Source organism: Robertmurraya mesotrionivorans, from assembly GCF_050971805.1.
Taxonomy (GTDB): Bacteria; Bacillota; Bacilli; order Bacillales; family Cytobacillaceae; genus Robertmurraya_A.
In genome coordinates this window covers 1-22,645 of record NZ_JBPCCH010000007.1, presented here as the reverse complement: position 1 = coordinate 22,645, position 22,645 = coordinate 1, and the positions used below count along the sequence as shown (strand labels likewise).

Annotated in this window: 24 protein-coding genes; 8 read left to right on the top strand and 16 right to left on the bottom strand. The window is 37.7% G+C overall.

Features of this window, described 5'->3' with window-relative positions:
* The 7 genes from argF to argC form a co-directional block, all read right to left on the bottom strand.
* Positions 1 to 954, bottom strand: a complete 954-nt coding sequence (gene argF, locus ACRX5O_RS12845) for an ornithine carbamoyltransferase (RefSeq protein ID WP_433906328.1) — start codon at positions 952 to 954, stop codon at positions 1 to 3.
* Positions 951 to 4,061 carry a carbamoyl-phosphate synthase (glutamine-hydrolyzing) large subunit gene (gene carB / locus ACRX5O_RS12840; RefSeq protein ID WP_433906327.1) on the bottom strand — a complete coding sequence of 1,037 codons (3,111 nt, stop codon included), beginning with the start codon at positions 4,059 to 4,061 and terminating at the stop codon, positions 951 to 953. Before carB ends, argF begins: the two co-directional genes overlap by 4 nt.
* A complete protein-coding gene (locus ACRX5O_RS12835; RefSeq protein ID WP_433906326.1) occupies positions 4,054 to 5,136 on the bottom strand; it encodes a carbamoyl phosphate synthase small subunit in 1,083 nt (360 codons plus the stop codon). The genes carB and ACRX5O_RS12835 overlap by 8 nt, the downstream gene beginning before the upstream one ends.
* 78 nt (positions 5,137 to 5,214) lie before the next feature.
* Complete coding sequence (argD, locus tag ACRX5O_RS12830) at positions 5,215 to 6,369, bottom strand: acetylornithine transaminase (protein ID WP_433906325.1); 1,155 nt, start codon at positions 6,367 to 6,369, stop codon at positions 5,215 to 5,217.
* On the bottom strand, positions 6,366 to 7,139 hold the full coding sequence (gene argB / locus ACRX5O_RS12825; RefSeq protein ID WP_433906324.1) for an acetylglutamate kinase: 774 nt from the start codon (positions 7,137 to 7,139) through the stop codon (positions 6,366 to 6,368). Before argB ends, argD begins: the two co-directional genes overlap by 4 nt.
* Positions 7,140 to 7,152: 13 nt before the next feature.
* Positions 7,153 to 8,385 (bottom strand): bifunctional ornithine acetyltransferase/N-acetylglutamate synthase, encoded by a 1,233-nt coding sequence (gene argJ, locus ACRX5O_RS12820; protein WP_433906323.1) that lies wholly within the window; start codon positions 8,383 to 8,385, stop codon positions 7,153 to 7,155.
* A 14-nt stretch (positions 8,386 to 8,399) separates the two neighbouring features.
* Positions 8,400 to 9,434: an N-acetyl-gamma-glutamyl-phosphate reductase gene (argC, locus tag ACRX5O_RS12815; protein WP_433906322.1), complete on the bottom strand. Its 1,035-nt coding sequence runs from the start codon at positions 9,432 to 9,434 to the stop codon at positions 8,400 to 8,402.
* Positions 9,435 to 9,719: 285 nt separating this feature from the next.
* On the opposite strand from argC, the gene ACRX5O_RS12810 reads away from it, so the two are divergent.
* Positions 9,720 to 10,400, top strand: coding sequence for a Crp/Fnr family transcriptional regulator (locus tag ACRX5O_RS12810; RefSeq protein WP_433906321.1), 681 nt, complete (start codon positions 9,720 to 9,722; stop codon positions 10,398 to 10,400).
* 35 nt (positions 10,401 to 10,435) lie between these two features.
* Here ACRX5O_RS12810 and ACRX5O_RS12805 read toward each other — a convergent pair whose 3' ends face one another.
* The 3 genes from ACRX5O_RS12805 to ACRX5O_RS12795 all read right to left on the bottom strand — a co-directional run bounded on the left by ACRX5O_RS12805 (position 10,436) and on the right by ACRX5O_RS12795 (position 13,036).
* Entirely contained in the window at positions 10,436 to 11,158 is a 723-nt protein-coding gene (locus ACRX5O_RS12805) for a YwiC-like family protein (RefSeq protein ID WP_433906320.1), read from the bottom strand.
* Positions 11,159 to 11,255: 97 nt separating this feature from the next.
* Positions 11,256 to 11,783 (bottom strand): molybdopterin-guanine dinucleotide biosynthesis protein B, encoded by a 528-nt coding sequence (gene mobB / locus ACRX5O_RS12800; RefSeq protein WP_433906319.1) that lies wholly within the window; start codon positions 11,781 to 11,783, stop codon positions 11,256 to 11,258.
* Entirely contained in the window at positions 11,771 to 13,036 is a 1,266-nt protein-coding gene (locus ACRX5O_RS12795; protein WP_433906318.1) for a molybdopterin molybdotransferase MoeA, read from the bottom strand. The genes mobB and ACRX5O_RS12795 overlap by 13 nt, the downstream gene beginning before the upstream one ends.
* A gap of 233 nt (positions 13,037 to 13,269) precedes the next feature.
* Here ACRX5O_RS12795 and ric point away from each other — a divergent pair, with 233 nt between their 5' ends.
* On the top strand, positions 13,270 to 13,968 hold the full coding sequence (ric, locus tag ACRX5O_RS12790) for an iron-sulfur cluster repair di-iron protein (RefSeq protein WP_433906317.1): 699 nt from the start codon (positions 13,270 to 13,272) through the stop codon (positions 13,966 to 13,968).
* Positions 13,969 to 14,191: 223 nt separating this feature from the next.
* On the opposite strand, the gene moaA is transcribed toward ric, so the two are convergent.
* Entirely contained in the window at positions 14,192 to 15,202 is a 1,011-nt protein-coding gene (gene moaA / locus ACRX5O_RS12785; RefSeq protein WP_433906316.1) for a GTP 3',8-cyclase MoaA, read from the bottom strand.
* Positions 15,203 to 15,398: 196 nt separating this feature from the next.
* On the opposite strand from moaA, the gene ACRX5O_RS12780 reads away from it, so the two are divergent.
* Entirely contained in the window at positions 15,399 to 16,097 is a 699-nt protein-coding gene (locus ACRX5O_RS12780; protein WP_433906315.1) for a Crp/Fnr family transcriptional regulator, read from the top strand.
* Positions 16,098 to 16,129: 32 nt separating this feature from the next.
* On the opposite strand, the gene ACRX5O_RS12775 is transcribed toward ACRX5O_RS12780, so the two are convergent.
* From ACRX5O_RS12775 to ACRX5O_RS12765, 3 genes are all read right to left on the bottom strand, one after another.
* Positions 16,130 to 17,248, bottom strand: coding sequence for a TIGR04053 family radical SAM/SPASM domain-containing protein (locus ACRX5O_RS12775; RefSeq protein ID WP_433906314.1), 1,119 nt, complete (start codon positions 17,246 to 17,248; stop codon positions 16,130 to 16,132).
* Positions 17,249 to 17,407: 159 nt separating this feature from the next.
* Positions 17,408 to 17,716, bottom strand: a complete 309-nt coding sequence (locus tag ACRX5O_RS12770; RefSeq protein ID WP_433906313.1) for a metal-sulfur cluster assembly factor — start codon at positions 17,714 to 17,716, stop codon at positions 17,408 to 17,410.
* 72 nt (positions 17,717 to 17,788) lie between these two features.
* Positions 17,789 to 18,595: an alpha/beta fold hydrolase gene (locus ACRX5O_RS12765; RefSeq protein WP_433906312.1), complete on the bottom strand. Its 807-nt coding sequence runs from the start codon at positions 18,593 to 18,595 to the stop codon at positions 17,789 to 17,791.
* Between the two features lie 177 nt (positions 18,596 to 18,772).
* On the opposite strand from ACRX5O_RS12765, the gene ACRX5O_RS12760 reads away from it, so the two are divergent.
* The 3 genes from ACRX5O_RS12760 to ACRX5O_RS12750 all read left to right on the top strand — a co-directional run bounded on the left by ACRX5O_RS12760 (position 18,773) and on the right by ACRX5O_RS12750 (position 20,041).
* Positions 18,773 to 19,591: a Cof-type HAD-IIB family hydrolase gene (locus ACRX5O_RS12760; protein ID WP_433906311.1), complete on the top strand. Its 819-nt coding sequence runs from the start codon at positions 18,773 to 18,775 to the stop codon at positions 19,589 to 19,591.
* Positions 19,592 to 19,709: 118 nt separating this feature from the next.
* On the top strand, positions 19,710 to 19,862 hold the full coding sequence (locus ACRX5O_RS12755) for a hypothetical protein (protein ID WP_162927704.1): 153 nt from the start codon (positions 19,710 to 19,712) through the stop codon (positions 19,860 to 19,862).
* Positions 19,862 to 20,041 (top strand): DUF3813 domain-containing protein, encoded by a 180-nt coding sequence (locus ACRX5O_RS12750; protein ID WP_433906310.1) that lies wholly within the window; start codon positions 19,862 to 19,864, stop codon positions 20,039 to 20,041. Before ACRX5O_RS12755 ends, ACRX5O_RS12750 begins: the two co-directional genes overlap by 1 nt.
* A 34-nt stretch (positions 20,042 to 20,075) precedes the next feature.
* Here ACRX5O_RS12750 and ACRX5O_RS12745 read toward each other — a convergent pair whose 3' ends face one another.
* Complete coding sequence (locus ACRX5O_RS12745) at positions 20,076 to 20,447, bottom strand: Gmad2 immunoglobulin-like domain-containing protein (RefSeq protein WP_433906309.1); 372 nt, start codon at positions 20,445 to 20,447, stop codon at positions 20,076 to 20,078.
* Positions 20,448 to 20,464: 17 nt separating this feature from the next.
* Positions 20,465 to 21,295, bottom strand: a complete 831-nt coding sequence (locus ACRX5O_RS12740; protein ID WP_391557734.1) for a YitT family protein — start codon at positions 21,293 to 21,295, stop codon at positions 20,465 to 20,467.
* Positions 21,296 to 21,422: 127 nt separating this feature from the next.
* On the opposite strand from ACRX5O_RS12740, the gene ACRX5O_RS12735 reads away from it, so the two are divergent.
* Together ACRX5O_RS12735 and ACRX5O_RS12730 are read left to right on the top strand one after the other, a co-directional pair.
* A complete protein-coding gene (locus tag ACRX5O_RS12735; RefSeq protein WP_433906308.1) occupies positions 21,423 to 22,283 on the top strand; it encodes a DegV family protein in 861 nt (286 codons plus the stop codon).
* 85 nt (positions 22,284 to 22,368) lie between these two features.
* A complete protein-coding gene (locus ACRX5O_RS12730; protein ID WP_433906307.1) occupies positions 22,369 to 22,500 on the top strand; it encodes a DUF3941 domain-containing protein in 132 nt (43 codons plus the stop codon).
* Positions 22,501 to 22,645: the final 145 nt, after the last annotated feature.

Genomic DNA, 22,645 nt, shown 5'->3' with positions numbered 1-22,645 from the left:
TTATCCAAGTAATTCAACTAATAACGCCTTTTGTGCATGAAGTCGATTTCCAGCTTGATGAAAAACAACTGAGTTTTCGCCATCAATCACCTCGTGGGAAACTTCTTCCCCACGATGAGCAGGTAAGCAATGCATGAATAAATAATCAGGCTTAGCATGCTTTACAAGTTCTGCATTTACTTGATAATTGGTAAATGCTTTTAGGCGAATTTCATTTTCTTCCTCTTGCCCCATACTCGTCCATACATCTGTATACACAACATCAGCTTGATTTGCTGCTTCAAAAGCGTCGTTTGTAATAATCACGGAACCACCTGTTTGTTCAGCAATTTCTTTTGAATACGATACAATCTCCGGATTTGGTCCATATCCAGCTGGACTTGCGACAGCGATATGCATCCCCATTTTCACTGCACCAATAATGAGGGAGTGTGCCACATTATTGCCATCACCAATATACGCAATTTTCAGACCTGTTAATGAGCCTTTACATTCCAAAATTGTTTGAAGATCAGCAAGTGCTTGGCATGGATGATACATATCTGTTAGTCCATTTATAACGGGAATTGACGCATGCTTAGCAAGTTCTTCAACCGTATGGTGATAATGAGTACGGATCATAATTCCATCAATATACTCTGATAACACCTTTGCCGTATCAGAAATCGGTTCCCCTCTTCCAATTTGCAAATCTTTACCGTTTAAGTACATTGCCGATCCACCAAGCTGAATCATTCCAGCTTCGAATGATACACGTGTTCTTGTGGAAGACTTATCAAATATCATTCCTAGAATTTTCCCTTTTAGTGGCGTATATGACTCTCCAAGCTTAAAAGCATTTTTAATTTTTATCGCGTTTGATAAAAGATTATTGATTTGTTCTGAAGAGTAATCTCTTAATGTTAACATATCCTTTAAGTCAGCTTTTTTCTCATTGGTTTTAACCGAGATCATGTAAGCTTCACCTCTCTTTTCTTTGATAACCATTCATTAAGTGAATGAACGGTAAATTCCTTTGCTGTTTGCCCAGCTAGGAAAGCTACTAATGTTTCTTCTTCTGTAAATGTAAGAACACGATTTTTCGTAGCTGTTTCTCTTACTTTTTTGTCTTCAAGTCCTTGATCAGGGTTGTAATAAGCAATAATTGCCTCTTCTTTTACTTTGGTTGCCGATAATTCATTTGCCTCTATGATTGCTTCTTCATCTATTCCAGCTTGTTTGATTTCTGAAATATAACTTGGTTTTACCGCTACTTTTCCAGTAGGTCGATCTTTCAATAAGGTGTGGAAGGACTTCTTCATCGCTTCCTCATAAGTCATTGCTAGACTTATTCCTTCTCCAGTTGATCTCATCTCTGGACTCACCTTTGAATCTAGGCCTTTTAACGCATAATTTGAAAACACAGGGTACTTCACACAAACAAATGGGAGATCATTTAAATTCAATGATTCATCATTTTTCGACAACTGGTATTTCCCAAGCAATATTTTTGTCGCAATTTGAACTAATGGTACACCTGTAACCTTACTTATAATCGGTACCGTTCGACTTGCACGTGGATTGACTTCTAGCACATATACATCTTCTTGATCAATAATAAACTGTATATTTAGAAGACCTTTATATTTTAGATGAGTTGTAATTTTCGTTGCATAAGAAAGCATTTTCTCTTGAACTTTTTTCGATAACGTATGAGGAGGTAACACAGACAAACTATCACCAGAATGGACTCCTGTTCGTTCAATATGTTCCATCACCACAGGGGCGAGAACATTTTCTCCATCACTGACTAGATCAAGCTCTGCTTCTATTGCTGGTAAAAATTGATCAACAAGGTATGGGAACTGTAAATCCGTCTCTTCAATAAATGCTTGAAGCTCACTTGATTCCTTAATAGTGACCATTCCTCTTCCACCGATAACATAAGAAGGGCGAATGAGGATTGGATAACCAATGGAATTAGCAGCCTCGTTAAGCTCCTCAACACTGTTTACAAATTGGCCTTCAAGTCTTGGTATCTCTAGTTTATCAAGAAGTTGATAAAATTTATCTCTTTCTTCTAGTACATCGATAACCTCCGAGCCAGTACCTAAAATAGTTACTCCCGCTTGTTCAAGACCTGCTGCTAAGTTTATCGCAGTTTGACCACCTAGTTGAATGATAACCTCATTTGTTTCCTCAGCTTCTAACACATTCAAAATATCTTCAACGGTTAACGGCTCAAAATACAAACGATCAGCTGTAGCAAAATCTGTACTAACCGTTTCCGGGTTATTATTGATCATAATCGTTTCTATACCTTCTTCTTTTAAAGCAAACACTCCGTGAACGGAGCAGTAATCAAACTCAATGCCTTGGCCAATTCGAATCGGACCACTGCCAACGATGACTACCTTTCTTTTATCTGAAGGAATTTGTTCATTTTTCCCAAAATAAGTGGAGTAAAAGTAATTCGTAACGGCAGAAAACTCGGCTGCACATGTATCCACCATTTTGTAAGCTGGCAAAATATTGTGTTTCTTTCGTGTTTCTCTCAGTTCTGCTTCCGTCACATTCCATGCTTCAGCTAGAAAACGATCACTAAAACCTTTTTCTTTAAAAAGCTGTAACTGTTCCGATGTAACTGATTGGATAGTTGCTTCATAAATTTCCTTTTCTAACTGAGCAAGCTTCTTCATATAGTACAGGAAAAAGAAATCAATTTTCGTCAGTTCATGCAGAGTATTTACTTCTTCCCCACGTCTCATTAACTCCATTAAGATGAAAAAGCGCTCATCGTTTTGTTTCGCAAGTTCAACATATAATTGTTCTTTACTTAATGTTTTTAAGGAGGACATCTCTAAATCCTGTACCTTAATTTCGAGAGAGCGAATGGCTTTTAAAAGTGCTCTTTCAAAGTTACGGTCGATCCCCATTACCTCTCCTGTTGCCTTCATTTGTGTACCCAACTTTCTCTCAATGGTTGGGAACTTATCAAAAGGCCACTTAGGGAACTTAACAACGATATAATCCAATGCAGGCTCGAAGCTTGCAAACGTATCACCTGTTACAGGATTAATTAACTCTGACAACTCATAACCTACTGCAAGCTTAGCAGCCATTCTCGCGATTGGATAACCCGTTGCTTTTGAAGCAAGTGCAGACGAACGACTTACCCGAGGATTTACTTCAATTAAGTAATAATTCTTACTTACCGGATCTAGGGCAAATTGGATATTACAACCACCTACGATTCCAAGCGCAGAAATGATCTTAATCGAAGCAGATCGAAGCATTTGATACTCTTCATCTGTTAATGTTTGAGAAGGAGCAACAACGATTGAATCACCTGTGTGGATTCCGACTGGGTCAAAATTTTCCATATTACAAATGATAATGCACGTATTAGAAGCATCACGCATCACTTCATACTCAACTTCTTTAAAACCAGCAATACTTTTTTCAATTAAGCATTGATGGATGGGACTCTCTTTGAGTCCTCCTTGGACCAATTGGAGGAATTCCTCCTCATTTGATGCAATTCCTCCACCTGTTCCACCAAGTGTGTAAGCAGGTCTAATGATAATTGGGAAACCAATTTCTTTTGAAAAGCTGACTGCTTCATCAACAGTATGAACAATCTTACTTTCTGGTACAGGCTCTCCAAGCTCGTTCATTAACTGACGAAAGGCGGAACGATCCTCACCTTTTTTAATTGACTCAATGGAGGTACCAAGAACCTTTACTCCGTATTTCTCAAGAATTCCATGCTCTGCTAACTGAAACGCAAGGTTTAGTCCCGTTTGTCCCCCTAGCGTAGCAAGTAACCCATCTGGCTGTTCTTTTTGAATAATTTTCTCGATAACGTCTACTGTAAGCGGCTCGAAATAAATAGCATCAGCAAAATGACTATCTGTCATAATGGTAGCCGGATTATTATTTACTAATATTACTCGGTACCCTTCCTCTTTTAAGGCCATGCAGGCTTGTGTGCCTGCATAATCGAATTCTGCCGCTTGCCCGATGATAATCGGTCCCGAACCGATGACTAATATGGATGTGATAGATTGATCTTTAGGCATATGCAACTTGACTCCCATTATTTTCTTTAATTAATTGCAAAAATTCGTCAAAAATATATTCACCCTCTGAAGGACCTGGGTTTGCTTCAGGATGAAATTGTGTCGTTATTAACTGATAGCTATCGTGGTAAAATCCTTCAATTGTTGAATCATGTAAATTATAAAATCGAGTTTTAAGACCCGTGCCAGCTAAGCTTTTTTCATCAACGTAATAGCTATGATTCTGAGAGGTCATAAATACCGTCTTCGTTTCCTTATCCATTACTGGATGATTAGCACCACGATGTCCAAATAATAATTTCTTTGTATCTGCTCCTAAAGCTAAACCTGCTAGTTGGTGGCCTAAACAAATTCCAAGGGTCGGATACGCTTTAATGACCTTTGAGATGGTAGGCAATAAATGTTTGAGATGCTTCGGGTCTCCAGGACCATTGGATAATAAAATGCCATCCGGATTAAGCTTTTTAATTTCTTCATATGAGCTATTGTAAGGAACAGTCGTTACCTTGCAGCCTCTATTTAACAACGAGTGTTGAATCGACTTCTTATTTCCAAAATCCATTAATACAACGTGAAAATCTCCTTCGTGCCCTTCCGTTGAGATCTGTGTTGAAGACACTTTCGATACCTTTTCCATATCTCCAAGCTCGAAGGATTGTGGTTTATCAGAATCCGTGTTAATCACAACAGGCATGGAACCCTCGTTACGGATTTGTTTTACAACTTCTCTCGTATCCACATGTTCAATTAGTGGAATTCCCCATTTTTGTAAATATTCACTTAACGAGTATTTAGCTTGGTAATGAGAGTTATTCATACAAGCCTCATATACAATGACCCCAGCAACATGTGGTTGTTTACTTTCAAAATCTTCAAGATTTATTCCGTAGTTACCAATTAGAGGATACGTAAATACGATGATTTGATCCTTATATGAAGGGTCCGTCAATACTTCTTGATACCCAGTCATTCCTGTAAAAAAAACAATCTCCCCGGACACTGGTTCATTGTCTGTTTTGACAACCCATTTTCCTTCGAACGTGTCACCACTTTTTAAATGCACATATGCTTTCATTGTTCCACCTCGTAAATTGTGAATATTTATATCCTAAACTTAATTTTTATGCAATACACTGTAAAAAAGAGCAGCCATTTAGGCTGTTATATATGATTTTTGTAAGACCGTTTTAATTATATTAACCGCTTCATTTATTTGTTCCTCTGTTGCAGTTAATGGCGGCAGAAGACGGAGAACATTTTCACCAGCTGGTAATGCTAACAATCCGCTTTCTCTTAAATCCTTTAGAAGTGAACCTACCGAATTTTGTAATTCAACACCAATCATTAATCCGGAGCCGCGAATCTCCTTCACAACAGAAATATCCTTTAATTCCTGTTCAAGTAACGATTTCGTGTATTCTCCCTTTTTAACAACTGACTCTAAAAATTCTGGAGCAAAGATCGCTTCCATTGTAGCTATTGCAGCACTAATGGAAACTGGATTCCCTCCAAAGGTTGAACCATGACTTCCCGGTCCAAAAAACGTCACTAACTTCTCTGTACCGATTACTGCTCCGATCGGAAATCCACTTCCTAATCCCTTTGCCGAAGTCACGATATCAGGAGATAAATCGTACTGTTGAAAAGCAAAAGGCTTTCCAGTTCTACCTATCCCTGTTTGGATTTCATCAATAACAAATAACGCACCATATTCCTTACAAAGCTTTTCTACTTCTTTAAGAAATGCCTCTTCGCCTACATGAATACCGCCCTCACCTTGAATGACTTCAAGCATTACAGCGGCCACTTCATGAGACATTTCTGCTTTTAGTGACGTGATATCGTTAAACGGAACATAAACGAATGTTTCGAGCATGTTACCGTAGCCTTCTTTTATTTTGTCTTGACCAGTCGCTGACATCGTCGCAAAAGTTCTTCCGTGGAAAGATTGTTGAAACGTAATAATTTTTGTTCTTCCCGTTGCTTTTCTTGCGAGTTTAATTGCTCCCTCGTTGGCTTCAGCTCCACTATTTGCAAAAAATACTGCCTCTAATCCAGCGGCATCAGCAAGCATTTTTGCCGCAGTCACTTGCTTTTCTTGATGAAACAGATTCGATACATGCCAGAATTGATCAAGCTGATGAATCACAGCCTTTTTCACGGCTTCTGGCTGATGTCCAAGGTTACAAACTCCGATTCCAGAAGTAAAATCTAAATATTTCTTATCATTTTTATCGTATAAATAGGAACCTACAGCCTTAGCTGGCTCCACTTCCCATCTTGCATATGTTGGAAAAAGACCACTCATTGAAGAATCCCTTCCTTTCTACAAATCTGAGTACCAAGCCATTGGCCATTCTCAAAAAATCCTTTTTTACCATTCACAATCATTACGCTCTTAAGCCCCATGTCTATCGCTGACAATGCCGACTCTACTTTAGGAATCATGCCGCCATATATCGTACCGTTTTCAATCAATTCACTAACTTCACGCTTATTAAGTTCTTTCTTCACTTGATTGTTTACAAGAATTCCATCCACATCTGTTACAAACAAGCACTGCTCTGCTTCTAAACCGCTAGCAACCGCAGCAGCTGCGTAATCGGCATTTACGTTAAGCTTTACGTTTTGTTTATTTATTGCAATCGGTGTAATCACCGGTATATGTCCCGATTCAACCATTAATTGAATGAGCTCTTTATTAATTGATTGGACCTTACCAACATATCCAAGTCGCTCTTTGTCTAGGTATTCTGCTTGGATTAGATTAGAGTCACTGCCATTTAGCCCTACAGCTGTGAGTCCAAAATCATTCAGTTGTTCGACCAACTTACGATTTGTTTTACCTGTGAGCACCATTTCAGCAATTTGTAATGTTTCCTTCGTTGTTTTCCTTAGTCCATTTACAAATTCAGGCATAATGTTTAGCTTCTCAAGCATGTCATTTATGTCCGGTCCACCACCATGAACAATCACCACAGAAAAACCTTTCTTCTTCATTTCTTTTATACTTTCAAAAAAACTAGAAGATAGTTCGTTTAATACACTTCCACCACATTTAATTACGATCGTTGACAACCTATGTGCCCCCTTACGTTCGATAGCTCGCATTAATTTTTACGTAATCGTAAGAAAGGTCACATCCCCATGCCTTTCCTTCCCCGTCTCCAAATTGTAAATCGACGAAAATATGAATCGTATCATTTTCTAAATATTTCTTTGCCTCATCCTCTGAAAACACTTGAGGCACACTATTTAATAACATCGTTGTTTCACCAAGTTTAATATCTACAGTATCAACATTCACTTCGACACCCGCTTGACCAATCGCACCAATAATACGTCCCCAGTTTGCATCAGCACCGAAAATAGCTGTTTTCACAAGATTGGAACCTACAATTTGCTTTGCAATTTTACGCGCATCGTCATTGGAAGCTGCACCTTTTACACTCACTTCTATTAGCTTTGTGGCTCCCTCTCCGTCACGCGCAATTTGCTTTGCTAAGTCTTGGCTTGTATTTTTCAGTAACTCAATGAAAGCTTCCCAATCTTTATGGCCTTCATGAAGCTCCTCATTTCCAGCTTTTCCGTTCGCCATTACAAGTACCATATCGTTCGTAGATGTATCACCATCGACAGTTATTTGGTTGAAGGACTCATTTGTTACGCTTTTTAGTGCTTTCTTTAGAGACTCAGGAGATATTGCGGCATCACAAGTAATAAAGCCGAGCATGGTAGCCATATTTGGATGAATCATTCCAGATCCTTTTGATGCTCCACCCATCGTCACTAGTTTCCCATCAATCTCAGTTGTGTAACAACTGCTTTTCATACATGTATCTGTTGTTAAAATCGCCGTTTGAAATCCTTCAGCATCTTCTTCTGTTTGACCAAATTGTATTTCTGAAATTCCTGCTGCAATTCGATCCATTTGGAGGTACTCACCGATTACTCCTGTAGAAGCAACCGCTACGAAAGTTTCCTCAATGTTCAGCTTATCGGCTGTCAGCTTTCGCATGGAGTAGGCATCTTGTAGACCTCTTTCTCCTGTACAAGCATTTGCGCATGCACTATTTACAATCACCGCTTGTAGCTTTCCATTTTCCTGAATACTATGCTGAGTTACCTTTAGCGGGGCTGCTTGAAACTGATTTAATGTGTAAACAGCTGCGCTACTGGCAGGTACTTCACTATATATTAATCCAACATCTTTTCTAGAATAACGAAGTCCAGCGTGTACACCACCTGCATAAAATCCCTTTGGTGAGACTACGCTACCACCATTTACTTTTTTTACTTGTGACACTTCCGATAAAGCTTCCATCCCTTAACCTCCTATTACGGATACAGTGGCATAAACTTCAAACCTGAATGACTCTCCAAACCAAACATTATGTTTGCATTTTGTACGGCCTGCCCTGCAGCACCCTTCATTAAATTATCGATTACCGATACGATTGTTAATCGGTTTGTTCTCTTATCAACGTGTAAACCTATATCACAATAGTTCGAACTTGATACATCCTTGATTGATGGAAAATAGCCTTGTGGTCTTACTCGGACGAACGGCTCATTTTCATAATACGATTGATATAAATCTATAACTCTTTCTGTCTCCCAATCTGCTGAAAGCTGGACATACATCGTGGCCATAATCCCTCTTGTTAACGGAAGAAGATGAGTGCTAAAGGTGATTGGCTGAATTTCACTATTCCAGAGCATTAACTGTTGCTCAATTTCTGGAATATGCTGATGTTCATTCACCTTGTAAATTTTAAAATTCTCATTTACCTCTGCATACAATGTTGCTCGACTCGCTGCTCTCCCTGCCCCAGAGGTTCCTGATTTCGCATCAACGATAATACTCCTTGGGTCAATTAACCCTTCCTTTACAACAGGAGCTAACCCAAGTAAAGTAGCTGTTGGATAACATCCGGGATTGGCGACCCAATTTGCCGCTTTTACCTGCTCCTTATTCCATTCGCTTAATCCATATACAGCTTCATCAACAATGGTCTCATTTGCAGGAGTTTTTTTATACCATTTTAGATAATCAGAAGAATCCTTTAACCTTAAATCCCCTGATAGGTCAATGACCTTAATATCTTTTCCAATAAATTGATTAACGAGGCTTGATGAAACCCCTGATGGAGTAGCAAAAAAGACTAAATCACTTTCTTCAGCAATTTTATCAGCATCAATGCTGCTCATTTTTTTATCAATAATTCCATAAAGATGTGGATATTCATCTGAAATAGCAACTTCTTCTTTTGTTGAATGAATGGAATGTATGTCGAATTCAGGGTGTGAGTGCAATATACGGAGCAACTCAACTCCACCATATCCGGTTGTTCCGATAATTGATACTTTCATTCCTTACCCCTTCCTGAATATTATTGCATATTTAATCATTCGATTTAATTTTTATAAGTTTTAATGTACCTTATTATAAAAATAGCTAACAATAAAATCAACCAATTTTTTAAACTATTTTCATTTTTTTTAGATTATTTTTAATGTTAGTACTTCTAACAAAACTTCTGTATAAACAATTACTCCTATTGGGAGGTTTTAAGGTTGACGAAAATGATTTTTCTTTTTACAGTTAGACTAGTTAATTAAAGTGGCTAGCAAAGCGGTCAGGTGGGTGACATCTCCATGAATACTTCCATACAGCTACAGGATTTTATACAAGTGGCAAGGTATACACGTAAGATTGAAAAAGGAAATTATTTATTTCAAGAAGGCCAAAAGGCTGAGGAGTTATTTGTCGTACTAAAAGGAAAGATCCAAATCAGCAAAATGGTCCCAGATGGAAGAGAACTGACAATTCGTATGTGCTCTACTGGAGAGCTTATTGGGGAGATTCCTTTGTTTTGTGCTTCACCTAAGTACATGTTGGACGCAAAGATAGTAGAAGATGGTGAGGTTGCAGTCATTCATAGGGGCGATTTAGAGGAAAAGCTTAGCAAGGATCATTCTTTATCTTTACAATTTATGAAATGGTTAAACGGTCAGCACAGGAGAAACCAAACAAAATTTAGAGACCTTATTCTTCACGGTAAAAAAGGGGCATTGTACTCCACACTCATTCGTTTATGCAATAGTTACGGAATTGTTCGTGAACATGGCATTGTCATAGATCAGCCCTTGACCAATCAAGAGATAGCTAATTTTTGTGGAACATCCAGGGAAGTTGCCAATCGCTTGTTAAGTGAATTACGAAAGAATAACATCATCTCCATTGATAAAGGAATAATTACTATCCATAATTTGATGTTCTTAAGAGATGAGATTGATTGTGAAGATTGTCCAATTGATATTTGTAAAATTGATTAAAAGCACTCGGCAGATGAAACACCGAGTGCTTTTATTTATGATACGAGTAACGCTACTGTCATCATTCCAAAAAATAAAACAGCATTTACTATCTCTAAAATCCCTACTTTTCTTACTGAGTAAGGCTTCCCGTAGAAAAAAATGGCTCTAAGCAAGCTTGGCAAGCTAGCTAATGCAAAGATCCAATAGCCAACAATCAGCCAAAGTATGAACACCAACAAATGATATCCCCATGAGATTTGTTTGTATACTTCACTCTTTTTCTCGCGAATCATGGTTTTTACATAGAATGTACTTCCTGTAAAAAAGAGAATAGAAGAGAAAAAGGCAAGCCACGCTTTGAAACTAATTACTCCCTCCCCTAAAAAGCTACTTGCTAAGCCAGCAATTCCAAATACGATAATGGCACTTAAATCATTCGTTAGTGCACGATCGTTGTTTTTGCTAGAAAAATACGCATTTATGCAAAAAAACGGGATCATGATCAGTCCAAAAAGAATAATAGAAGGCCTTGTCAACAAAGGAAAAAGCAGAAAAAACAAAGCCGGTAGCATGTAGATAATTGTCCATTTTTTATACAAAGAGAGTTTCTTTCTTTTAAATAATAGCAACATAGGATATGTCGCCAAATATAGTAGTAACCAACCCACAAAGAAAGGGATATGCTGCCAAAGGAAGTTGGAAGCAATCACACCTAACCAAAAAGGGATGATTAACATTGCCCATGCACCATGCTGTTTTGGTAAAAATAATTTCATTGTCCTCACTCCTAGTGTTGTAGCTATTTATACTATAAAAGAATGAAGGGTGTTAGTAAGTGAATTGAATCACAGTGCAAAAAACTGCAAAGCACTTTTACACTTTGCAGTTTCCTTGTTTCCTTTGTTCATTTATATATTGTAAAAGCCAGGTCATTGTATCGGTTTCGTTCCAAATGGGAATTTTCGTATTTATTTGTAACGGTTCGCAACTTACAAACGCCATCACACGCTCTAAACTTTTAAGAGCATTAAAATCTTCTTTATTTCGTAAAAGGACAATTTTGTGATATCTTTCATTTTTATGCCCTTCTATTACAATAACCTCTGGATTCATGCTACATAAAATATGAATCTGTTCTTGTATATTCCATTCATCCTTCTCTACTTGAAGAAGAAGTCTTCCTTCTCCCTCAACTAATGAGGCAAAGGCACCAGAATGTATATGCTCCGACGAATCCTTTTTTTCAATTACGTCAGGTTTACCACCATGCCCATGATGCTTAATTGTAGCTACATATATATTTTGCTTGGATAGTTCTTGTAGTAGTTTTTTGACAAAGGTTGTTTTTCCGCTGTTTTGAAAACCAACTACTTGTACAATTACGGGGTTTACCACGGCCATTCGCTACCTTCATAATCTTCTAACAGTAAGACATCAACAATCGTATTCGCTTCATACCCTCTTGTTCCACCTGGCAGGATAATAAATGAATTGGCCCCTGCCAAACTCATCACGATATTTGATTTGTCTACTCCACTAGGTGCAGCCACTAACTTTCCATCAGCGATTGTTACTTTACTCCTCACAAAACGAGTAAACGGGTTTGCTTTTGAAAAATCAACTTCTAGAACGGCCTTTTCTCTTCTTAAATGTGGCTTCGGACAATACAGCATGGTACGAATGATTGGTCTCGCAAATAACTCAAACCCTACATAACAAGCGGAAGGATTTCCAGATAACCCAAATAAAATTTTCCCATCTAAATGTGCTACAGTAGTAACACTTCCAGGTCTCATAGCTACTTTATTAAATAGGACATCCGCCCCTAACTTTTTATAAATTTGAGGCAAATAATCGAAGTCTCCAACCGAGACACCCCCAGTAGTTATCAATAAATCAACCTCTACTATGGCACTTCTAATGGATTCATAGCATAATTCAAAATCATCAGGAAGTTTCCCGAAATACCTTACTTCGGCCCCAGAACGCTCGATTTGAGCAATGATCATGTGGGTATTAGAGTTTCGGATTTTCCCCGGCTGTAATTCATCCTCTACCTCAAGCAGTTCTGTACCAGTGGCAAATAATCCAATTATAGGTTTTTTAGCAACAGGTACATCCTTATAGCCAAATGTTGCAAGCATCGCTTGAATCCCGGGATTGATTTTTGTTCCTCTTTTTACAAGGACTTCTCCCTTTTTCGCATCCTCTCCCGCAAAAGAAACATTATCTCCTGGTTTATAAGATCGCTTAATGGACATATATGATTTTCCGTTCTTTTCACTCGTTTTTGCGAGTTCTAACATGACAACTGCGTCACAATTCATAGGCATTTGTGCACCTGTCATGATGCGAACTGCTTGGAATTCACCGATTTCCTTATTCGAAACGTATCCTGCACCAATATGATCAACCACTTCGAATTCAACAGGGTTGGAAAGTGAAGCATTGGCTGAATCAACCGAACGAATAGCAAAACCATCATAAGGAGAACGATTGAAGTGGGGAACATCTGACGTTGAGACTAAATCCTCTGAAAGGTATCGGCCATAACTCTCGTTTATAGAAACTAATTCTTGTTTACCCGGTAAGAAATACGACATCACTTTCTTTACCGCTTCACCAACTTGTATCGGCGTTCTTTTTTCGACCAATTAAATCAACTCCTATATGGTAAGGTCCTCTGTTCACCTGTGTAATTATAAACATTCAAATATCCATAAAACAGGACAAACATCACTAATAACTTATTTTAGCGCACTTCCCATAACAATTTGAAGAAAATAGAAAACATTTATTTGAAAGTGTGATTCACATCACCTTAAAGTAAGTCAAAATCATTTATTCTTAATTTGTAAATAAAAAGTATTTTTGGAGGGCAATTAAAATGACATATCCATTTCAAACTGACTCATTAGTAAAAGATATAGTAAATGAATTTCCAAAAGCAGCTGACGTGTTTAAGAGAAACCGAATTGATTTTTGCTGTGGTGGGAATATTCCTTTAGACCAAGCTGCTTCTGAAAAATCAGTAGATGTTAATGAAATTATTCAAGAGCTTCAACAGCTTTTTGATACGTATAAAGGATCTAAAGAAGATGTAGCAGTATGGACAGATTCAGCATCTGACGTAATTATTAACCATGTGATTGAACATTATCACCGTCCTTTAGAAGAAGAACTCGCTAACTTAAGTCCTTACGTAACAAAGGTTGCAAAGGTCCATGGTGGACATCGCCCAGAATTGTTAAAGGTATACGAACTATTTTACGAACTAAAAAAGGAATTGCTTGAACACACAGCAAAAGAAGAAGAACTCGTTTTTCCAATGCTACAAAAGCTTGATACTACCACTGGTGAAACTCGTAACGAAATGATTAAAGAGATAACAGAATTAGAAAAAGAACATGATCATGCTGGAGCTATTTTGAAGGAACTAAGAGATATTACATCCGACTTCCAACCACCAATGGATGCTTGTGGTACGTACCGTCTAGTATACAAAAGACTTGAATTATTAGAAGAACATACATTTATGCATGTTCACCTTGAAAACAATATTTTGTTCCCTAGATACAACTCATAAGAAAAGCGCAAGCGCCTTGGTAAGCTCCGACAGGCATAAGACGGAGACCGAAAGAGGTCCTGACCTCTGTAGGGCTTTGGCTTATGACCAAGGAATAATGGCATTAGATTATTCCACCGAGGAGCTAGGCGCTGGAGCTAGACACTACTCAAAGTTCAAAAACTTATACATTCTTGACTATTAACAAAAACAAAAACTACTTCTCGCCAGAAGTAGTTTTTGTTTATCCTCCAATATAGGACATTTCAATTTTCTTTCTATTTGCTATTGTTTCTTCTGTTCTTTCATCCGAATAACGATCATTTCTTCCATTCCAAATTTCAGTAATTCTTTGTTCAATTTCCGAATCAGAGACACCGCTTCTCATAAAGTCACGAATATCGTGTCCGTTCCCATTAAACAAACAAGTAAAGAGCTGTCCATTAGCAGAAAGTCTCGAACGAGTACAGCTAGAGCAAAACGACTCAGAAACAGAAGTAATAAATCCGACATCTACGTTTGAACCCTTGTATCGATATCGCTTTGCAACTTCTCCAAAATAATCGGGATCAACGGGCTCTAACAAATAATGCTCATTCAATCGTTCATAAATTTCCTTTTTGGTCACAACGTCATCCATTTTCCATCCGTTTGTACTACCTACATCCATGTACTCAATAAAACGGAGTTGAAGGCCGTTATCTTTACAAAATTGTGCCATAGGAACAATCTCTTGATCATTTAATCCTTTTTTAACAACCATATTCAGTTTGACACCTAGCCCTGCTTTTTGGGCCGCATGAATTCCTTCTATTACAGGTCCAGTTTTCACACCACGACCATTAATCTCACCAAAAAGCTCGTCATTCAAGCTATCAAGACTTACATTTACCCTCTTAAGACCAGCATCCTTTAATTCCTCAGCATACTTTGGTAAAAGAACACCGTTCGTTGTTAAGCCAATATCCTTTAAGCCCTTTATTTTGGAGAGCTTCCCAACAAGCAAAGGAAGCTGTTTTCGAAGGAGAGGCTCGCCACCTGTGAGGCGTATTTTTTCCACTCCAAGTCCCACAAATATATAAGCCAAACGCTCAATTTCTTCATAGCTAAGTAATTCTTTTCTAGGTAAAAAAGCAAAATCGGGACCAAACACCTCTGCTGGCATGCAGTACTGACACCGGAAATTGCATCGATCGATAACCGATATTCTTAAATCTCGTAACGGACGGTTTAATTGATCAGTAATTTTATTCATGATAATCAACTCCATCGCAAGAGTATCTTGCATGCATTGTAGTTTATTTTATTATAACGTTAAACCACTTTACAACATAACTATTTTATTAAACGTGAACATATTGTTACATCATTCGTGAAGTTATTGACAACAATTCTTATTGCCCTCATTGTAGATGATAGAATCATTTATGTCTAAAAAAGGGTGAATCCGGATGTCAGCAGTTGTAAAAGAAACTCATTCATTAGAGATAAAAGAACTTCTTCATCTGGCTGACCGCCGTTTTATTGGGGAAAAGAATACTTTTATCTTTCAAGAAGGAATGGAAGCAGAGGAAATGTACGTCATTCTGTCAGGGAAAGTACAGATTAGTAAAATCACATCCGATGGCAGGGAGCTGTCATTAAGGATTTGCGGTAAAAATGATATTTGTGGAGAACTAACACTTTTTACTCATTCCCCTAAATATTTGCTTAGCGCCAGAGTACTTGAAGATGCAGAAATTGCTGCAATTAATAAGGATGTCCTTGAGAAAGAAATCTTTCAAAACAGTTCTCTTGCTTTAGAGTTTTTAAAATGGATGAGCGATCATTTCAGAAAAACGCAAACGAAGTTCCGTGATCTCGTTTTAAACGGAAAAAAAGGCGCATTATACTCTACTCTGATCCGTATGACAAATAGTTATGGTATAGAGGTACAAAACGGGATCCTTATCGATCTTCCACTAACGAACCAAGAACTTGCCAATTTTTGTGGAACTTCCCGTGAAAGTACTAATCGCATATTAAATGAACTAAAAAAAGAACAAATTATATCTATAAAAAAGAGCAAAATCATCGTTCATAATCTACAATATTTAAGAGACGAAATTGGTTGTGAAAATTGTCCAAAGGTTTATTGCAGTATTGAATAAATTGGAGTGCAGAGATTTCTGCACTCTTATTTTTATGCTTTCTTTGATCTTAAAGCCTTTGGCACATAAACGCAAAATGGTTCACTTTCTAGGTAATCTCCTGTCATGGCATATGCTCTTGAGCGTGAGCCTCCGCACACATATCTGAACTCACATACGCCACACTTCCCTTTATATTTATCAGGGTCCCTTAAATCTTTAAATATCGGAGATTCTCTGTAAATCTCGGCTAACGGCTGCTCCCGCACATTCCCTGCTTTTATTGGTAACAGCCCACTCGGGTACACATCCCCGATATGAGAAATAAATACAAAACCATTTCCGTCATTAACCCCCTTGGGAGCTCTCCCTAATCCATCAATACTTCCTGTCAAGCCTTGTCTAGTTAACGCATCCAAATAAGATATATTTTCCTTTTTCTTCTCTTCTTTCATTTTTTGCTGAATAAACACACGTCGATAATGTTGAGCGGCTGTTGTTTTTATATCAAAAGGTACGCGTTTGCTCAGCTCCTGAAGCCAGATAAATACTTTTTCATGCTCTACTGGAGAAATCATATCTTTTTCTTGCCCTCTACCAGTTGGTACTAAGAAAAAGACACTCCACAAAACACATTGCAGCTTCTCAACTAGTGCAGCCATCTCGTCAAGGTATTCATAATTGTAACGAGAGATCACCGTGTTGATTTGAATCGGTATTTCAAGTTCATGGAGGTACTGAATTCTTTCTATGGTTAAGTCAAATGAGCCTGCTGTGCCACGAAAATGGTCATGTATTTCAGCAGTCGGACCATCTAAACTAAAGGCCCATCGTGAAAGACCTACCTCCTTGGCTTTTTTGATTGACTCTTTCGTAACATTTGGTGTGGCACTTGGTGTCATTGATACGCGCACACCTTTTTTCACAGCATATTCGGCAATATCAAAAACATCTTTTCTCAAAAGCGGATCTCCGCCTGTAAATACGAGCATAGGATTATTCATTTCATATATATCATCTATTAATTTTTTACCTTCTTCAAAGGTTAATTCCCTTGGATCTGTTTTATACTGTGCTTCTGCACGGCAGTGAAGGCATTTTAGCTGACAAGCTCTCGTTAACTCCCATATAACAATAAACGGATCTTTGTTAAAGTCTCGACTGACTATCACAATGAGGACCTCCTGACAAAGCACAACTTTTATGAATCATATATGTCTATTGTATAGGGATCTTCTCCTGAAATAAGTGAACTAGCTCACACAATCACATTTCTTGCGTAACTTTTTATTATACAAAAAAGCTAACCGCACGAGCGGTTAGCTTCCGTCCTATCGAATTCCAAGCGCAATCTTTGCGTATCTTGACATTCTTTCTTTAGACCACGGTGGGCTCCAGACGATATTTACTTCTGTCTTTTTTACTTCAGGAATATCACTTAGAGCCTCTTTCACATTTTCCACAATAGCACCTGCTAAAGGACAACCCATTGAAGTTAACGTCATTGTGATGGTCGCTGTGCCTTCTTCGTCCATCTCAATATCATAAACAAGGCCAAGGTTCACAATATCTATTCCAAGCTCTGGGTCAACAACTAATTCCAAGGCCCCCATAATACTATCTTTTAAATCTTGATCCATTATAATCACTCCTTAAAGTTCAACTCTATTTACATGATAACAAAATGGTTTACATAAGTTATAATATAATGATTATTTTTCTGCTGAAGTGACGTACATCATACTTGATGAAAGTAAATGCTTATCAAACCACTCAACCGTTTTTAACAGTCCATCTCTGCTGACCTTATGATCCGCTTTTTCATCACTTATAAACTGTAGTAACTGAGGGGTTTGTTGATAATGTTTCTTAATGCTTTCGAAGTAATCATACGCATATGCATACGGAACAACATTGTCCCTTTTTCCATGCCAAAATAAAAGTGGTCTTCCCATTAATTTTTCCGGTTGGAGGCTTAAATCCTTTTCACGAAGACGATCAATTAATTCATCAATAGCTGACTGCTCAATTGGCAGTTCTTTTCCTTGATTTTTTAGCTCTGTAATTTGCGCTTTAGCAAACTTTTCATAATAAGGCATACCCATTAGACTAACAGCAGTATGAATCCATGGATAGTTTGTTAATGCACCTAGAGTAACAATTCCTCCCATTGATGTTCCAACAACACCAATCTTTTCAGAGTCAATCAACCCGCTATCTTCAAAGTGCTTCTTCAAATCATTTAGTTCTGAAATGGTTTGTAAAACAATTTCCCAAAAATAAAACTGCAAATGGGAACTAGTTTCTTCCGTCTGTCTCTCCCCATGATATAGACAGTCAGGTAGTAACACACGAAACCCTTTTTCAGCCAGTAAATAGGCATAATGCAAATTATGTTCCTTCGCACTCATAAACCCATGGATAAAAATCACGAGAGGGAGCTTCTTATCAAAAAGGTTCGCACGAGCCAAATGTAATAATGGAATCTCCCCTATTTGTTTATTTTCAACAGAAATCACAAAGAAAACCTCCAATAATAAGTTGAATTTTTTTACAGAAGGGAAGCAATATTGTTAACATAAGAATATGTACAACATTTATTTATTAAGAATTTCTATATTTTAGTGTATCATGTGGACAAGTATTTTCCTAAAGGTTTACACTTAACCTACTACGTCATGAATCGAGGGATAGACATGAGAGAAAAACATTTAATTGCTTTAGACCTTGATGGTACTTTATTAAAAGACGATAAGACCATTTCTGAAAAAACGAAAAAAGTCCTTAATAGCGCCAGAGAACAAGGACATGAAATTATGATTGCTACGGGAAGGCCATTCCGTTCAAGTGAAATGTATTACCATGAATTAAACCTTACGACTCCAATTGTAAATTTTAACGGTGCATTTATTCACCATCCCCGTTCCAACCAGTGGGGAGCATATCATACCCCTTTAGATATAGAAGTGGCAAAGGATATTGTTGAGGCACTGGACTCTTTTTCCTTTCATAATATTATTGCTGAAGTCATTGACGATGTGTATTTTCATTATCATGATGAAAAACTTCTAGATATATTCGGTTTAGGAAAACCGAATATTACAACAGGTGATTTACGAAGATTCTTAAAAGAATCACCAACTAGTATGCTCATACACACAGAAGAAGAGCAGGTGCAGGAAATCCGAAAGCATTTATCCGCTGTTCATGCAGAGGTGATTGATCATCGTCGTTGGGCTGATCCATGGCATGTAATAGAAATTGTGAAATCAGGTTTGAACAAAGCGGTTGGCCTAAAAAAGGTATCCGAATTCCTACATATTCCAAAGGAAAGAATTATTGCGTTTGGGGATGAGGATAATGATTTTGAAATGATTGAGTATGCTGGTCGGGGAGTTGCAATGGGCAATGGCATTGAGCAACTAAAAAACCTTGCTAATGAGGTTACACTTACTAACGAGGAAGATGGAATTGCTATCTACTTAAATGATTATTTAAACTTAAAAGCATTGTAACAATATATACAAACCCTCCCATTTTTTCTTCTAGTAAGCGAGCAAATTAGTGAGCATACTAACTCTTGAGGTAGCAAGCCTGTTACTTCAAAATAGCTCGGATATGGAGGGATTTGCAATGGGTAAACGCAATAAATCAAAACGCTTTGTACAACAAGGTGTAGATGCAGTATCCAAGCATGACGATCGTATCCCATATCACACAACGTATGCAGAGGCAGAAGCACAAAAGATGGCTAATGTGAAAGAATCATCACTTGGTGGTATATAATGGGAAACAGACTATTTATCGAAGCCAGAAAAGCAGTTGACCTCGCCAAAAACGCATCGGGCAGCGGCCAGTATGAAGCGATTGCAAGAGCCAAAAATGCTTTATCTTCTGCATATGCTAACTCCACTGTAGCTGAACAAGCGCAACTGCGAGAAATGCAAAACGAGCTAGAAATATAAAAAGGAAGGCTGACGAGTAAGTCAGCCTTCCTTTTTATTCAAACACCTCTAGAACTACTGGGTGTGATTGTTGAATTTCACCCTTTTCGGATTTCGTATACAAATTCATAATTAAGGTGCCATTTTTCGGAAGTTTCTCCTTTGGGATCGAGACTGTAATAACAAAAGGATATGCGTCACCGAAGGCTTTTCCTGTTTGAATTTTTGTTTCTTCGATAAATTGGGTATGTCCGTCTTCTACGGAATAATAAAAATAATTTTTCCCAATATGAGCATCCCCTCGTACTTTGTAATTTCCACTCCCCCCATCTACGATAATATTTTTAAAAGCAGATTCTTCTTTTGCATATCCAATTGTTGGAATGAGCATAAATATGATGGTGAGCATAAAAAGCAATTTTTTCATGATTTTCCCTCCTGTAGTTATTCTTTTCGAAAGAAACCAAAGATCCCTGCTGTTTGAACAATATTAGTAAAGGCATTGGGATCAACTGACTTAATGATTCGTTCGAGATCAAATAATTCATAACGAGTAATGACTGTTATTAGCATTTCTTTATTTTCGTTTGTAAATGCACCCTTTGCAGGTACAGTTGTAATCCCTCGAACAAGCTTTGAATGAATGGCTTGTTTCATTTCATCCGACTTTTTAGTTATAATCATGGCTGTCAGCTTTTCATGACGAGTGTGAATGGTATCTATCACCCTTGTAGAAACATATAAAGTGACTAGCGTGTATAAGGCCTTTTCCCATCCATATAAAAAACCTGCGGTTACAATGATTGCTCCATTTAAAATAAAGAAATAGGTTCCAACAGGCTTATCCTTCATTCTCGATAAAACCATCGCGACTATATCCATTCCTCCTGTAGACGCTCCCCACTTTAAGGTAATCCCTGTTCCAATAGCTGCAATAACTCCTCCAAAAACCGCATTTAGTAAAATATCTTTAGAAACATTGATGATTGGGACGATTTCTAAGAAAAAAGACATTAGAAATACACTAATAAAACTGTAGATGGTGAACGATCGACCTACCTTTTTCCAAGCTAAAATGGTCACAGGAAGATTAAGAATAAATAACCAAACCCCAGTTGTCATGAAATTTCCAAAGACACTTGATATTAGCTGTGCTACTCCCACGAAACCACTGGAGTATACATTAGCCGGGATTAAGAAAAAATTCATTGCCACTGCATTTAATATCGCTCCGATGGTCACAATGATTATTTTTTTCGTATGCAGATAAATCAATGACATTCCCCTCCTCAAAAACTCTATTTTCCCTATTATGAGCAAACTCCCCTGCATTTAATTGTAATTCACCTATAATTTCTTTAAACTAAAGATAAGATTACATAGTTATTGGAGTGTGATAGGCATGTCGATTAAATTAATGGCTGATTCTGCTAGCGATTTGCCGCTTAACTTTTTTGCTGAACATAATGTAACCATGTTACCGTTAAAGGTACATGTAAAGGAGCAGGAGTTCGAAGATTTACTAACGATTAATCCCGAAACAGTTTACGATTCCATTCGAAACGGAGACCTTCCCAAAACATCTCAGGTGTCTCCAGCTGTATTTGAAAAACACTTTACCGAGCTAGCCATAAATAACGAATCTGGTCTATACATAGCCTTTTCTTCTGAATTATCAGGAACGTATTCAACAGCGGTGCTGATACGTGACCAAGTGAAAGAACAATATCCTGATCTTGACTTGACCATTATTGATTCAAAATGTGCATCACTTGGATGTGGGTTGGTTGTTATGGAGGCAGCGAAACTCCTAAAAAAAGGTGCTACTAAGGAACAAGTCATTGAGTCTTCAGCATTTCTATGTAAGCATATGGAACATCTCTTTTCTGTTGATGACCTTGACCATTTAGCTAAAGGTGGAAGGGTTTCTAAAGCATCTGCTTTCGTTGGAGGTCTGTTAAATATTAAACCTCTCTTAAATGTGGAAGACGGGAAACTCGTCCCTATTGAGAAAATACGAGGCAAGAAAAAATTAATGCGTCGGATCATTGAAGTTATGAAAGAACGTGGAGAGTCTTTTGATAAGCAAGTTATCGGAATTAGTCATGCAGATGACAAAGCAACCGTGGAAGAAATGAGATCCATGATTATTGACGAATTCTCACCTCAAGATGTTTATATCTCAGATATTGGGGCTGCAGTTGGGTCACATACAGGGCCAGGAACGATTGCCATATTCTTTCTAAATAAGCTTCATTCGTAACTTGCATACTTCTCTTTTTCCAACAGAAACTAAAAGAAGCCTTGTATTATGAGGTAGATTGTTTTATCTAGGAAAGGGGATTGTTATGCCACATACTTCAGATAATGATAAAAAAGCACAAGACAAAAATGCACTCAGACATGAGAAAAAAATGTTAGAAGAAAAGAACAGAACAGCAGGAAAAAAATCATTTTCAAAAGAGACAGATCATTTGTAAATAGAAAAAATGACGTGGTTTGTGAAGTGCCCCCCGTCAAGTAGACAGCGGAAATAAAAAAACGACATTAAGCGGCGTTAGCCCTGTATTCTAAGGGACTAAGGCCGTTTAGTCTTTTTTGTAATCTTTCATAATTATAAAATTT